The organism is Novosphingobium acidiphilum DSM 19966 (assembly GCF_000429005.1).
GTDB classification, from domain to species: domain Bacteria; phylum Pseudomonadota; class Alphaproteobacteria; order Sphingomonadales; family Sphingomonadaceae; genus Novosphingobium; species Novosphingobium acidiphilum.
Genome location: NZ_AUBA01000011.1, coordinates 45422 through 58869, shown reverse-complemented (window position 1 = coordinate 58869; position 13448 = coordinate 45422). Strand labels below are relative to the sequence as shown.

Here is a 13448-nt window from a genome sequence, read left to right as displayed (position 1 = left end):
GCGCGCATGCCCGGAGACATTCTTGATAACCGTGGGCGTGGATCGGCCGGTTGGCGCTGGCCCTCGATCCACCCCGAAGGCCGCAAATTCGGCGGGGTGGCCGCGATTGTGGCGGCGGCCGCGTTCCTGCTGGGCTGGACATTCATCGCCTGGCCGCTGGTCGGGCTGACGTTGGGGATCTGCGCGTTTTTTCGCGATCCCGAACGCGTGACCCCGCGCGATGACAGTTTCATCATCGCACCTGCCGACGGGCAGATCACATTGATCCAGAAGGTGGCCCCGCCACGCGAACTGACCGCAAACGACGGCACCGGCATCACCGCGATGGGCATTGCGCCGGTCACGCGCGTGTCGATTTTCATGTCGGTGTTCGATGTGCACATCAATCGCGCGCCGATCGGCGGAACGGTGCGCCGCGTGGTCTATATCCCGGGCCGGTTCCTCAATGCCGATCTTGACAAGGCAAGCGAGGAAAACGAGCGCCAGCATTTCCTGATCGAGCGCGGCGACGGGTTGCAGATCGGCTTTACCCAGATCGCCGGGCTGATCGCGCGCCGGATCGTACCCTTTGTCAAAGGCGGCGACATGGTCGCGGTCGGCCAGAGGATCGGGCTGATCCGCTTTGGCAGCAGGGTTGATATCTATCTGCCTGAAGGCACCGAACCCAAAGTGTTGATCGGCCAGCGCGTCGTGGCCGGCGAAACGGTGATTGCCGAAATCGGCCAGACCCCGCTGATCGAAGGGGTGCGGCAGTGATCGACCCACCCTTTATCGCCGCAGGCGAAGCCGATATCGACCTGCTGGACGAAGACATCGATCCCGATGGCTATGATTTCGGGCGGCGGCCGCTGCCGCGCGGACTGACGTTGCGCGCGCTGGTGCCCAATGCCATCACGTCTGCTGCGCTGTGCTGCGGGCTGACCGGCATCCGCTTTGCAATTGGCGAGGATTATCGATCGGCGGTGCTGGCGATCATCCTGGCCGGGATGCTCGATGGCCTTGATGGCCGGGTGGCCCGTGCGATGCGTGCGCAATCGCGTTTCGGCGCAGAACTTGACAGCCTGTCCGATGCGATTGCGTTTGGCGTTGCACCCGCGCTGATCGTCTATCTGTGGACACTGCACCAGATGCCGCGTCTGGGCTGGTTTGCCGCGCTGGCGCTGGCGGTGTGCTGCGCGCTGCGCCTGGCGCGGTTCAATGCGCAGATCGACATGGCCGACCAACCGCACAAAAGCGCCGGTTTTCTGACCGGCGTGCCCGCGCCGATGGGTGCCGGGCTGGCGCTGATGCCGGTCTATCTGTGGATCGCCAGCGGGCGCGACGAATTTCGCAATGCCGCAGGCGTTGCGGTGTGGACCGCGCTGATCGCGTTTCTGATGATATCCAACACCGCCACGCTCGGCTGGTCGGGGCTGCGCCCGCGCCGCGCGATCCGGCTGGAAGTGATCGGCCTGATCGGGCTGGCGTTTGCCGCACTGCTGACCGAGCCGTGGTGGACACTGGTCGGCCTGTGTCTTGCCTATATCGCGCTGCTGCCGGTGGGCGTGCTGCGATACCGGCGGGTCAGGCTGCAGCGCGCAGGCGGTCTGCCGCAACCGGCATTACTGCCCGACGCCTGACCACACCCGCCACGGGCGCACGCACGGCCATTGCGGCGGCGGTCGGTGCGGGGGTGCCGAGACGCCGCGGCGTTTCGATCAGCGTGAACAGATAGAACCGGTCTTCGACCAGCGCGCGGCGTTCTTCGGCCATGCGGCGCAAGGCGGGCAGCGCGCTGCGCAAGCTGGACCCGATGACAGCGGCGCTGGTGCAACCGGCAATGGCGAAAACAAGCATGGCAAACAATCCGAGCATGGCAAGCGTCCTGCGCTGGGCAAAGCCCGGGGCTTGGCGCAAACATGCACCATGTCCGGGGCTTGACACCCTGTGGATGACCTGTGGATAATGTCCTTCGCGGTCGGGCTGGTCTGGCCCTTTGCGATGAGAACTTTGTTCCACTTTTGTTCTAAATCGTCAAGCAATATCCGCAATCGACATAAGCAATGACGCAAAGTGTTGTTCCGGGCGCGCATTTTTGGATCCGATGTCGAGCCATGAGGGTATCGTGAGGTAACGATTTCGGCGTGTTGGCGAATCACCCGATTCGCGACCCGAAGCAGTTGCACAGGATTCGCACTGGATTTGCAGACGCCAAGCGGCTAACGGCGCCACTCGGTGTCAGACGATTCGGTTCATCCGGACCGGATCGGGGCAGCGAACAACCCATGCTTTTGAATCCACATGGGCGGATCACATACCGGTGCCGGGCGCAGCAGATGCGCGTTGGTTCCTTCCGCCCAGAGGTCTAACCGGAAAGGAATTACCCTATGGCGGCTCCCGTCGTCACGATGACTCAGCTGATCGAGGCCGGTGCGCACTTTGGCCACCAGACCCATCGCTGGAACCCCCGCATGAAGCCGTACATTTTCGGTGCACGCAACGGCATCCACATTCTCGACCTGTCGCAGACCGTTCCGCTGTTTGCCCGCGCGCTCGAATTCATTTCGGCGACCGTGCAGAACGGTGGCAAAGTGCTGTTCGTCGGCACCAAGCGCCAGGCGCAGGAACCGATCGCACAGGCGGCATGCGCGGCCGGTCAGCACTATGTCAACCACCGCTGGCTGGGCGGCATGCTGACCAACTGGAAGACCATTTCGGGCTCGATCAAGCGTTTCAAGGCGCTGGAAGAACAGCTGTCGGGCGACACCGCCGGTCTGACCAAGAAGGAAGTCCTGCAGCTGACCCGCGAACGCGACAAGCTGGAACTTTCGCTTGGCGGTATCCGCGACATGGGCGGCATTCCCGACGTGATGTTCGTGATCGACGCCAACAAGGAAGAACTGGCGATCAAGGAAGCCAACGTCCTGGGTATCCCGGTTGTGGCGATCCTCGATTCGAACGTGTCGCCGCACGGCATCGCGTTCCCGATCCCGGCCAACGATGACGCCAGCCGCGCGATTCGCCTGTACTGCGACGCAGTTGCCGCCGCTGCCACGCGTGGCGGCCGCGATGCACAGATCGCATCGGGCGTTGACCTGGGCGCGCTGGATGAACCGGTCGCCGAAGACGCAATCGAAGCCTGAGCTTATCGGACGGCCGTGGCGCCCGCGCGTCACGGAACTGTCCTCATTCACGGATAAGGGCCGCGGCACGTGTTGCTGCGGCCCCGCACGTTTAAACTTAAAAGGACCAACGCAATGGCTTATACCGCCGCTGACGTGAAAAACCTGCGCGAGCGCACTGGCGCCGGCATGATGGATTGCAAGAAGGCCCTCGACGAATCCGGCGGCGACATGGAAACCGCGGTCGACGCGCTGCGCGCCAAGGGTCTGGCTGCTGCCGCCAAGAAGTCGAGCCGCACCGCCGCCGAAGGCCTGGTCGGCGTGGCCGTGTCGGGCACCAAGGGCGTTGCTGTCGAAGTCAATTCGGAAACCGACTTCGTGGCCAAGAACGACCAGTTCCAGGACTTCGTGCGCAAGACGACCGAAGTGGCGCTGGCCGCTGCGGTGGCGGACATCGAGGCGCTGAAGGCGGCTGCCTATCCCGATGGCGGCACCGTGTCGGAAAAGCTGACCAACAACGTCGCCACGATCGGCGAAAACCAGCAGCTGCGCCGCCTGAAGCACGTCGCTGTGTCGAACGGCCTGGTCGTGCCCTACATGCACAACGCCGCCGCCCCGAGCCTTGGCAAGATCGGCGTTCTGGTCGCGCTTGAATCCGAAGCCGGTGCCGACGTTCTGGAACCGCTGGGCAAGCAGATCGCGATGCACATTGCCGCGGCATTCCCGCTGGCGCTCAATGCCGATGACCTTGATCCCGAACTGATCGCGCGCGAACGCAAGATCGCCGCCGAAAAGGCCGCCGAAAGCGGCAAGCCCGCCGAAGTGCAGGCCAAGATCGTTGACGGCGCCGTGGCCAAGTATGCCAAGGAAAACGCCCTGCTGTCGCAGCTGTTCGTGATGGACAACAAGACGCCGATTGCCCAGGTGGTCGATGCTGCCGGCAAGGCTGCCGGGACCAAGATCGCGCTGGTCGACTACGTCCGCTTTCAGCTGGGCGAAGGCATCGAAAAAGAAACCACCGACTTTGCTGCCGAAGTGGCAGCAGCAGCCGGCATCAAGTAAGCCGCTTTCGACGCCGGCACCGTCGGGTGCCCGGCGCCCAAAACAACAATCCCCGCGTGTCAAAGCGCGGGGATTTTTGCGTCCGGAAAAACACCGATGCCACCCTTGGCACGCCTCGTCCGGTGCGTATAAGGGCGCCCAGCTTCAAGGGTTCCGATAGCGGCCCCGCAAAGGATACCATAGCCCCATGACTGCACTGGCGCCTGCTCCGGCCAATCTGCCCCGCCTCAAGCGCATTTTGCTGAAGCTGTCGGGCGAGGTGCTGATGGGCAACCAGTCCTTCGGGATCGATACCGATTTCGTTGCCAGCCTGGCCGCAGAGGTCAAGGCGGCCAAGGAAACCGGGCTGGAGCTGTGCCTGGTGATCGGCGGGGGCAACATCTTTCGCGGGATGGCGGGCGCAGCCAAGGGCATGGACCGGGCGCAGGCCGATTACATGGGCATGCTGGCCACCATCATGAACGCGCTGGCGATGCAGTCTGCGCTGGAAAAGCTGGGCGTCGATACCCGCGTGCAATCGGCCATCCAGATGGATGCGGTGTGCGAACCGGTCATCCGTCGCCGCGCCGAACGTCACCTGGCCAAGGGCCGCGTGGTGATCTTTGCCGCTGGCGTGGGCGCGCCCTATTTCACCACCGATTCGGGCGCGGCCTTGCGTGCGGCCGAACTGCAGTGCGATGCCCTGTTCAAGGGCACCAGTGTCGATGGCGTCTACAACGCCGATCCCAAGAAGGATGCTGCGGCACGACGCTACGACACGATCGATTATGACACGGTGCTGGCCGACAATCTGCAGGTGATGGATGCCTCGGCCGTGGCGCTGTGTCGCGACAATGCCATACCCATCGTGGTGTTCTCGATCCGTGAACAGGGCAATCTGGCCCGCGTTCTGGCCGGACAGGGCACCCAGACAATCGTCAGGAAGGACAGCTGAACCATGGCCAAATATGACAAGGCCGATCTCGAACGCCGGATGAAGGGCGCCGTGGAAGCATTGCGCCACGATCTGGGCGGGCTTCGCACCGGCCGGGCCAACACCTCGCTGCTCGATCCGATCATGGTCGAGGTCTATGGCCAGCGCATGCCGCTGAACCAGTGCGCCACCGTGTCCGCGCCCGAACCGCGCCTGTTGTCGGTGCAGGTGTGGGACAAATCGAGCGTCGGCCCGGTTGAAAAGGCGATCCGGTCGGCGGGGCTTGGCCTCAATCCGATCAACGACGGCACCACGCTGCGCCTGCCGATCCCCGATCTGACCGAGGAACGCCGCAAGGAACTGGCCAAGCTGGCCAACCAGTATGCCGAAAAAGCGCGCATCGCGATCCGCAATGTGCGCCGCGACGGGATGGAAAACCTGAAGGCCGACGAGGCCAAGAAGGAAATTTCCGAAGACGAGCGCAAGCGGTCCGAAACCGAAGTGCAGAAACTGACCGACGATGCGATCAAGGCCGCGGACGAGGTGGCGGCGGAAAAGGAAAAGGAAATCCTGGGCCGGTGACCGCAGTGCCGGCCTTTGATGACACGCGGGCGCCCGGCCCGCGTCATGTTGCCATCATCATGGACGGCAACGGTCGCTGGGCCAAACGCCGCCATATGCCGCGCGTGCTGGGGCACCAGCGCGGGGTCGAGGCGGTGCGCCGCACGGTGCGCGCCGCGGCAGAGCTTGGCCTGTCGGCGCTGACGCTCTACGCCTTTTCGACCGAGAACTGGCGGCGGCCCGAAGACGAAGTGTCGGCGCTGATGGGGCTGCTCAAGCATTTCATCCTGTCCGACCTTGACGAATTTGCGCGCAACAACATCCGCCTCAAAGTCATCGGCAATATCGGGGCCTTTGCCCCCGATATCATCGAGATGATCGAACAGGCACGCGACCGTACCGCAGCAAATACCGGCATGATCATGGCAGTGGCGCTCAATTACGGATCGCAGGACGAAATTGCCCGCGCCGCGCGCGCCGCAGCCGCCAAGGGCGCCATTACCCCCGAGACAATCTCTGCCGAACTCGACACCGCCGACCTGCCCCCGCTCGACATGATCATCCGCACATCGGGCGAAGTGCGCCTGTCGAATTTCCTGATGTGGCAGGCGGCTTATGCCGAGATGCTGTTCCTTGACGTGTTGTGGCCCGATTTCGGAAAAGACCATCTGGAGGCGGCCATTGCCGAATATACCCGGCGGGAGCGTCGCTTTGGCGGACGCTGAGCGTATCAATCCGCATCCGCGCAAGCGGTCCGACCTGGCGGTGCGTTCGGCCTCTGCCGCGGTGATGATCGCGGTGGCGGGCGCTGCGTTCTGGCTGGGCGGCCTGGTTCTTACAGGGTTCATTGTTGCCGTCGGCCTTGGTATCCTTGCCGAATGGACCATGCTGGTGCTGGCCTTTGAAAAGGGCATTGTCGGCCGTGCCATCTGGCTGCTGGCAGGCGTCGGCTATATCGGTCTGGCCTGCCTTTCCGCCGTGCCCCAGGTCATGCCGCCGCTTGTGCTGCTGGCGGCGGTGGGCAGCGTGATTGCGGTGGATGTCGGCGCATATTTTGCAGGCCGGTCACTGGGTGGGCCAAAAATTGCACCGACAATCAGTCCATCCAAGACCTGGAGCGGGCTGGGCGGCGGCATGCTTGCGGCAATGGCGTTTTATGCGGCATTTTCGATCTATCTTTCGCATGCCTTTTTCAAGGCCGGGCTGCGCGACAGTTCGGGGCTGGACGCGCACGACTGGCTTGGTGTTGTGACAGGCGGGCTGGTGACGGCAATTGTCGCGCAGACCGGCGATTTTTTCGAAAGCTGGATGAAACGCCGCGCCGGGGTCAAGGATTCCAGCCACGTGATTCCGGGGCACGGTGGCCTGTTCGATCGTGCTGACGGCCTGATCGCCGTGCTGTTTGTCAGTGGCGTATTGGAATTGGCTTCGGCTATGGTGGAACTGTGATGCGTAGCCTTTCCATCCTTGGTGCCACCGGCTCGATCGGCGCATCGACGCTCGATCTGGTGCGGCGCAACCGTGACATGTTTCGCGTTGTGTCGCTGACCGGGCACAGCAATGTTGTCCTGCTGGCGCAACTGGCGCGCGAATTTTCGGCCGAGATTGCGGTGGTCGGCGATGAAGCCCTGCTGCCCGATCTGCGCGCGGCACTGGCCGGCAGCGGGATCGAAGCCGCTGGCGGTGCACCGGCGCTGATCGATGCGGCGCGGCGGCCGGCCGACCTGACCGTGGCGGCGATTGTCGGCTGTGCGGGCCTTGCCCCGACGATGGCGGCGATCGAGCAGGGGCGCACGGTGGCGCTGGCCAACAAAGAAGCGCTGGTTTCGGCAGGTGGCGTGATGACGCGTGCGGTTGCGCGCCACGGCACCACGCTGCTGCCGGTCGATTCGGAACACAACGCGATTTTCCAGTGCCTGGCGGGCAACGATGTCGCGCATGTGCGCTGGGTTACGCTGACCGCCAGCGGGGGCCCGTTTCGCGACTGGTCGACCGACCGGCTGCACCTGGCCACCCCGGCCGAAGCGGTCCGCCACCCAAATTGGTCGATGGGCGCCAAGATCAGCGTCGATTCGGCGACGATGATGAACAAGGGCCTGGAATTCATCGAGGCCTGGCATCTGTTCCCGGTGGGGGTGGAGCGACTGCGGATCATCGTCCATCCGCAATCGATCGTGCATTCGATGGTCGAATACCGCGACGGCACCACGCTGGCGCAATTGGGGCCAAGCGACATGCGCGTGCCGATCGCATCTGCGCTGGCCTGGCCTGCGCGCATGGCGACGCCGTGCGAACCGCTCGATCTGGCGGCGATCGGGACCTTGACGTTCCGCGCGCCCGACGAAGTGCGCTTTCCGGCAACGCGCCTGGCGCGCGAGGCGGTCATGGCCGGCGGCGCGGCCGCCGCCGTGATGAACGCCGCCAACGAAATTGCCGTGGCAGCATTCATGTCCGGACAGATTGCGTTCACCCGCATCGTGCAATGCTGTGAAGACGTGCTGGCCTGCGGCGTGCCCATGCCCCCGCAATGCCTGGACGATGTGATCGCGGTCGATCGCGAGGCCCGCATCCGGGCGCGCGAGACGATGGCGCTGGCGATTTGACGGAGTCCTGAGATTTGACACCGATACATGCCCCTGGCCTGTTGATTACGCTGACCGGCTTTGCCCTGGTGCTGGGCCCGCTGGTGTTCATTCACGAGCTGGGCCATTATCTGGCCGGGCGCCTGTTCGGCGTGCGCGCGGATGTGTTTTCGATCGGGTTCGGCAAGGAATTGCTGGGCTGGACCGACCGCCGCGGCACCCGCTGGAAACTGTCGGTGCTGCCACTGGGCGGCTATGTGCAGTTTGCAGGCGACAGCAATGCTGCGGGCCAGCCCAGTGCCGAATGGCTGGCGCTGCCCGCCAGCGAACGCGCGCAGACCTTGCAGGGGCGCCCGCTGTGGCAACGCGCGCTGATCGTTCTGGCGGGGCCTGTGACCAATCTGCTGGTCGCCGTGCTGATCATCGCGGGGTTTGCCCTGGCCTATGGCACATGGGTCGAGCCGCCGGTGATCGGGCGGGTCGAGGCCGGCTCGGTCGCGCAAAAGTCGGGATTGCGCGTCGGTGACCGCATCGTGTCGCTGAACGGGACAGCGATCGACCGGTTTCAGTCGATCGGGCTGATCGTGTCCACCCACCCCGGCGAGCATATGGACATTGTGCTCGATCGTGGCGGTCGGCGCATCCCGGTGGGCCTGGTTTCCGCGGTCAAAGTGCAAAGCGACCAGTTCGGCAACACCCAGGCCATCGGCTTTCTGGGCGTGGGTCCAGCCAGCGTCGAACACCGCCCGGTCGGTCCGATCGGCGCCTTGGCCGAAGGGGTTGGCCGCACGCGCGATATCATCGGCATGACCGTGACGGGTATCCAGCAGATCGTCACCGGCAGGCGCGATGCGCGCGAACTGGGCGGTCCGATCAAGATTGCGCGGTATTCGGGCGAACAGCTGGTGTCGGGCTGGCAGAACTTTGTCAGCTTTATCGCGCTGATTTCGATCAACCTGGGCTTTGTCAATCTGCTGCCGATTCCGGTGCTCGATGGCGGGCATCTGATGCTGTTTGCGATCGAGGCAATCCGTCGCAAACCGGTCAGCCAGCGCGGGCTTGAGCTGGCCTTCGGCACCGGCCTTGCGCTTGTCGTGGCGCTGATGCTGTTTGTCACCTTCAACGATGCAGGGTCGCTGAAGCTGTTCGGAGGGTAAAGGCGCATTGCCCCGTTGATGACGCGTGGCGCATGTCCAACCGATCGATTCGCCCCGGGCCATGCGTGACCAGGGGGACAATCCCGGGAAATTTGCGCCGGAATGTCGCCCGATCGCACCAAGCTTGCTTGCACGATCGATCGGCATCGGGCAGAGGGCAGGCGGACTATCGGTGATTTCCGGCAGGTCGGCGGACGTGGATTGCGGTTGCCGCAGTGGCCGAGCAGATGGGGCCGCTGCACGAAGCAACCGTGTGGGTTTTTGCTGTTGTACACTTTCGATGTGTACGAAGACGGGATGGCGCTTGGTGATGATTTCTAGGAACGCGTGCCGGACCGCAGCAGGCCGTTTGGGCATGGCCGCCACGATCGGTGCGCTCTTGGCCAGCAGCTGCCTGGCAGTGCTTCCCGATGGTGCTTTGGCCGAAGGCACGCCCGGCGCGTCTGACGATACCGTAACCACCGCGGCCCCGGCCACCGCCTCTGCTGCAAACCCTGCGCCAAAACCCGCCACAAAGCACGTCAACGCGCTGTTTGCCAAACATCGCAAGGCCGCGCTGGAAAAGGCGCAGTCCGAAGGTCAGGCGTTGCCGATCAATGTGGCCGCTGCGCCCGCTCCGGCGCCGGCACCCGCGATGGCCGCACCGGCTTATGCCCCGCCGTCACCGGTGGTGCAGACGCCCGCAGCGCAAGCCCCTGTGGTGCAGACCTATACCGCGCCCGCACCGGCGGCCCGCGCGGCGGTTTCCGCCGAACCTGCGCGCCTGACCGAACAGGCCGAGCCCACGGCTGCGCCCATCGCGGCACCGGCCCCGCAAAAGCCCGTTCGGCGCAAGGCGGCAGCGGCCAAGGCCGTGCCCGTGGCTGCGCCCACGTCTGCCGCGGTCGAACCGGTGCGCCATGCCCCGGCGCCTGTCGAAGGCAGCGAAACGGTCAGATCGATTTCGGTCGAGGGCGCCCAGCGGCTCGAGCCCGATACCATCCTGTCGTATATCCGCATGCATGTGGGCGACCGCTATACCCAGGTCAGCGCCGACCAGGTGCTGAAAGACCTGTTTGCGACCGAGCTGTTTTCCGACGTGCAACTGCGCAACGATGGTGGCGCAGTGGTGATCGTCGTCAAGGAAAACCCGGTGGTCAACCGGATCATCCTTGAAGGCAACAAGCGCCTGAAAGAGGACAAGATCCTTCCCGAAATCAAGCTGGCGGCACGGCAGATCTTCACGCGGTCGAAGGTTCGTGCCGACGTCACGCGGATCATCGAGCTGTACAAGCGCGAGGGCCGGTTTGCCGCCTCGGTCGAGCCCAAGATGGTGTTGCTCGACCAGAATCGCGTCGATATCGTGTTCGAGATCACCGAAGGACCCAAGTCCAAGGTGCGCCAGATCAACATCATCGGCGCGCACAAGTTCTCGGTCACGCAGCTGCGCACCGAAATGGTGACCAAGCAGTCGCGTTCGTTCCGCATCTTTTCCTCGGGCACCAGCTATGACCCCGATCGTCTGGCATTTGACCAGCAGAAGCTGCGCCAGTTCTACCTGACTCAGGGTTATGCCGATTTCCGCGTGGTGTCGGCAGTGGCTGAACTGACCCCGGACAAGAAGGACTTCATCGTCACTTACGTGGTCGAAGAAGGCAAACGCTACAAGTTCGGCGACATCAAGGTTGAAAGCCAGCTGCGCGATTTCAACGGCGAACAGCTGACCCAGCGCCTGGCGATCAAGAAAAACCAGTGGTACAATGCCAAGGCGGTGGAAGACACCGTTGACGCGCTGACCGAAACGGTCGGCAGCTTTGGCTATGCCTTTGCCGATGTGCGCCCCGATTTTCAGCGCAACAAGGACAAGCAGACCATGTCGGTCACTTTCCGCATTGCGGAAGTGCCACGCGTCTATGTCGAACGCATCGATGTCAACGGCAACACGCTGACCGAAGACAAAGTCATTCGCCGTGAATTCCGCCTGGGCGAAGGCGATGCGTTCAATTCGTTCCAGATCAAGCGTTCGTCGAACCGCATCAAATCGCTGGGCTATTTCCAGGAAAAGTTCGAAGTCGAACAAAAGCCCGGCACGGCGGCAGACCGCGTCGTTCTGGAAGCCAACGTCGAGGAAAAGCCGACCGGGCAGCTGCAGCTTTCAGCAGGGTACTCCAGCCTTGAAAGCTTTATCTTCCAGGCATCGATCCAGCAGAACAATTTCCGCGGCCGTGGCGAAACGATCGGCACCACGCTGAACTATTCGGCGTATTCAAAGGCTGTGGTGCTGAATTTCACCGAGCCCTATGTTTCGGATCGCAACGTGTCGCTGGGCTTTGACGTCTATCGCAAGGATCTGTCGAGCTTCAATTTCTACAACGCCAACCGCAACACCACGTACCAGCAGAACACCACCGGGTTCCAGCTGCGTGCGGGTATTCCGTTGACCGAAACCAGTTCGCTGATCGGGCGTTACACGCTCAATTATGACCAGGTGACGCTGGATCAGGCGACATATTACATCAACGGCACCTGCTCGGTCTATCTGGCGGGGCAATATCTGTGCGATGCAATCGGCAATCGCACCAGTTCGATCCTGGGCGCATCGTACGTCTATGACACGCTCGACAACCGGCTGCATCCGACACGCGGCACCACGTTCATCATGGGCGGCGATATCGCCGGACTTGGCGGTTCGGTGAAATATGCCCGCGCCACCGTCAACGCGGCGCATTATATCCCGGTCGGGCATGGCTTCATCTTCTCGTTGCGCGGCGAAGCCGGCACGATCCGTCCGCTCGAAAACAATGCGCCCAATCAGTACGAAGATGCGGTACGCCTGACCGACCGCTTTTTCCTGGGCGAGCCGCAGATCCGCGGGTTTGACATCCGCGGCGTCGGTCCGCGCGTGCTGCGCCAGTTCTTTACCGGTTACAACACGTCAAGCGGCAACGGCGGGACGCTCAACACCAACACCAACAGCTACGTCAATGACGCGCTGGGTGGGCGCAACTATTACCTCGGTCATGCCGAGATGGAAATTCCGCTGGGTTCGGGCGCGCGCGAACTGGGCTTGCGCCCGTCGGTGTTTGTCGATGCCGGGGCCGTGTTCGGGGTAACTGCACCGGCCACTGTCGGCACAACGATCCTGTACACCGATGCCGTGACCGGCAAATACACCACCAATGCAACGGCTTCGAACGGAACGGCCAATGCCATCGCGCAGAAGTTCCTCGAAACCTATGTCGGCAACAGCCCGGCCCCGCGCATTTCGATCGGGTTCGGGGTCAACTGGAATTCGCCGTTCGGACCGTTCCGCATCGATATCGCCAAAGCCCTGACTTATGTCTATGGCGACACTCGCAAAACCTTCAGCTTCAACGTGGGAACCCAGTTCTGATGAAACTCCGTCATATCTCTGCCGCGCTCGTCGCGGGCCTGTTGCTTGCTGCCGCTCCTGCGGCAATCGCCCAGACCGCCGGTGGCGCGGTTGCCAATGGTATCGCGATCGCCAACACCGATCAGATCATCGGCAATTCGGGTGCCTACAAGGCGTCGATCCCCTTGCTGCAGTCGACCTACAAGGCGCAGCTTGATGCCTACAACGCCAAGGCCAACGCGATCCGCGCGCAGCTGGCCCCGTTGGCGCAGAAGATCAATGCCGCACAGAAGGCTGCCAAGCCCGACAACGCGGCGATCCAGGCCGACTTTGGTCAGTACCAGCAGATCCAGCAGGCCGGTGCGGCCGAGATGGAAGACATCATCAAGCCGGTGAAGCTGGCCCGTCAGTATGTGATCGAACAGATCGAAGTGAAGCTTGCCGATGCCACCCAGGCGGCAATGACCAAGCGCCACGTCACGCTGGTCCTGGCCGAACAGGCCGTGCTCAAGCACGACACCGTCTACAACCTGAACCAGGACGTGATCGATCAGCTGAACCTGGTCCTGCCGTCGGTGCAGGTCGTGCCGCCCGCCGGCTGGGTGCCGGCGCAGGAGCGTGAACAGCGTGCGCAGCAGCAGGCCGCAGCGCAGGCCGAAGCCGCTCAGGAAGCCGCATCGGCACCGGCCGCCGCCAAGAAGCAGCCGCAAGGCCGCTGAG

13 protein-coding genes are annotated in these 13448 nt (G+C 63.3%); 12 read left to right on the top strand and 1 reads right to left on the bottom strand.

The features are described 5' to 3' along the window. The first annotated feature begins 6 nt into the window (after positions 1 to 6). A complete protein-coding gene (locus G404_RS0111075) occupies positions 7 to 756 on the top strand; it encodes a phosphatidylserine decarboxylase (RefSeq protein ID WP_028641137.1) in 750 nt (249 codons plus the stop codon). A gap of 41 nt (positions 757 to 797) precedes the next feature. Next, positions 798 to 1619 carry a CDP-alcohol phosphatidyltransferase family protein gene (locus tag G404_RS0111070; protein WP_028641136.1) on the top strand — a complete coding sequence of 274 codons (822 nt, stop codon included), beginning with the start codon at positions 798 to 800 and terminating at the stop codon, positions 1617 to 1619. On the opposite strand, the gene G404_RS18850 is transcribed toward G404_RS0111070, so the two are convergent. After that, a complete protein-coding gene (locus tag G404_RS18850; protein ID WP_156906278.1) occupies positions 1564 to 1836 on the bottom strand; it encodes a hypothetical protein in 273 nt (90 codons plus the stop codon). The genes G404_RS0111070 and G404_RS18850 overlap by 56 nt on opposite strands. Positions 1837 to 2366: 530 nt before the next feature. Here G404_RS18850 and rpsB point away from each other — a divergent pair. From rpsB to G404_RS0111015, 10 genes are all read left to right on the top strand, one after another. Further along, a complete protein-coding gene (gene rpsB, locus G404_RS0111060; protein ID WP_028641135.1) occupies positions 2367 to 3122 on the top strand; it encodes a 30S ribosomal protein S2 in 756 nt (251 codons plus the stop codon). A gap of 114 nt (positions 3123 to 3236) precedes the next feature. After that, a complete protein-coding gene (gene tsf / locus G404_RS0111055; RefSeq protein ID WP_028641134.1) occupies positions 3237 to 4163 on the top strand; it encodes a translation elongation factor Ts in 927 nt (308 codons plus the stop codon). A gap of 187 nt (positions 4164 to 4350) precedes the next feature. Then, positions 4351 to 5097 carry a UMP kinase gene (gene pyrH, locus G404_RS0111050; protein WP_036521152.1) on the top strand — a complete coding sequence of 249 codons (747 nt, stop codon included), beginning with the start codon at positions 4351 to 4353 and terminating at the stop codon, positions 5095 to 5097. A gap of 3 nt (positions 5098 to 5100) precedes the next feature. Continuing rightward, positions 5101 to 5658 (top strand): ribosome recycling factor, encoded by a 558-nt coding sequence (gene frr / locus G404_RS0111045; RefSeq protein WP_028641132.1) that lies wholly within the window; start codon positions 5101 to 5103, stop codon positions 5656 to 5658. Continuing rightward, positions 5655 to 6362, top strand: a complete 708-nt coding sequence (gene uppS / locus G404_RS0111040) for a polyprenyl diphosphate synthase (protein ID WP_028641131.1) — start codon at positions 5655 to 5657, stop codon at positions 6360 to 6362. Before frr ends, uppS begins: the two co-directional genes overlap by 4 nt. Continuing rightward, complete coding sequence (locus G404_RS0111035; protein ID WP_245584499.1) at positions 6349 to 7086, top strand: phosphatidate cytidylyltransferase; 738 nt, start codon at positions 6349 to 6351, stop codon at positions 7084 to 7086. Before uppS ends, G404_RS0111035 begins: the two co-directional genes overlap by 14 nt. Then, complete coding sequence (gene dxr, locus G404_RS0111030) at positions 7086 to 8240, top strand: 1-deoxy-D-xylulose-5-phosphate reductoisomerase (RefSeq protein ID WP_036521150.1); 1155 nt, start codon at positions 7086 to 7088, stop codon at positions 8238 to 8240. The genes G404_RS0111035 and dxr overlap by 1 nt, the downstream gene beginning before the upstream one ends. A gap of 14 nt (positions 8241 to 8254) precedes the next feature. After that, the gene (gene rseP, locus G404_RS0111025) at positions 8255 to 9376 is read left to right on the top strand and encodes an RIP metalloprotease RseP (protein ID WP_156906277.1); all 1122 of its coding nucleotides are present in this window, start codon (positions 8255 to 8257) and stop codon (positions 9374 to 9376) included. 355 nt (positions 9377 to 9731) lie between these two features. Then, positions 9732 to 12749 (top strand): outer membrane protein assembly factor BamA, encoded by a 3018-nt coding sequence (gene bamA / locus G404_RS0111020; RefSeq protein WP_036521149.1) that lies wholly within the window; start codon positions 9732 to 9734, stop codon positions 12747 to 12749. Next, the gene (locus G404_RS0111015; protein ID WP_028641126.1) at positions 12749 to 13447 is read left to right on the top strand and encodes an OmpH family outer membrane protein; all 699 of its coding nucleotides are present in this window, start codon (positions 12749 to 12751) and stop codon (positions 13445 to 13447) included. Before bamA ends, G404_RS0111015 begins: the two co-directional genes overlap by 1 nt. The last annotated feature ends 1 nt before the right edge of the window (position 13448 follow it).

Excerpts from the sequence above, each read along its gene's own strand:
- G404_RS0111075 (WP_028641137.1), top strand. The coding sequence starts at position 7 with ATGCCCGGAGACATTCTTGATAACCGTGGGCGTGGATCGGCCGGTTGG.
- G404_RS18850 (WP_156906278.1), bottom strand. The coding sequence starts at position 1,836 with ATGCTTGTTTTCGCCATTGCCGGTTGCACCAGCGCCGCTGTCATCGGG.
- rpsB (WP_028641135.1), top strand. The coding sequence starts at position 2,367 with ATGGCGGCTCCCGTCGTCACGATGACTCAGCTGATCGAGGCCGGTGCG.
- tsf (WP_028641134.1), top strand. The coding sequence starts at position 3,237 with ATGGCTTATACCGCCGCTGACGTGAAAAACCTGCGCGAGCGCACTGGC.
- pyrH (WP_036521152.1), top strand. The coding sequence starts at position 4,351 with ATGACTGCACTGGCGCCTGCTCCGGCCAATCTGCCCCGCCTCAAGCGC.
- frr (WP_028641132.1), top strand. The coding sequence starts at position 5,101 with ATGGCCAAATATGACAAGGCCGATCTCGAACGCCGGATGAAGGGCGCC.
- dxr (WP_036521150.1), top strand. The coding sequence starts at position 7,086 with ATGCGTAGCCTTTCCATCCTTGGTGCCACCGGCTCGATCGGCGCATCG.
- bamA (WP_036521149.1), top strand. The coding sequence starts at position 9,732 with ATGGCCGCCACGATCGGTGCGCTCTTGGCCAGCAGCTGCCTGGCAGTG.
- G404_RS0111015 (WP_028641126.1), top strand. The coding sequence starts at position 12,749 with ATGAAACTCCGTCATATCTCTGCCGCGCTCGTCGCGGGCCTGTTGCTT.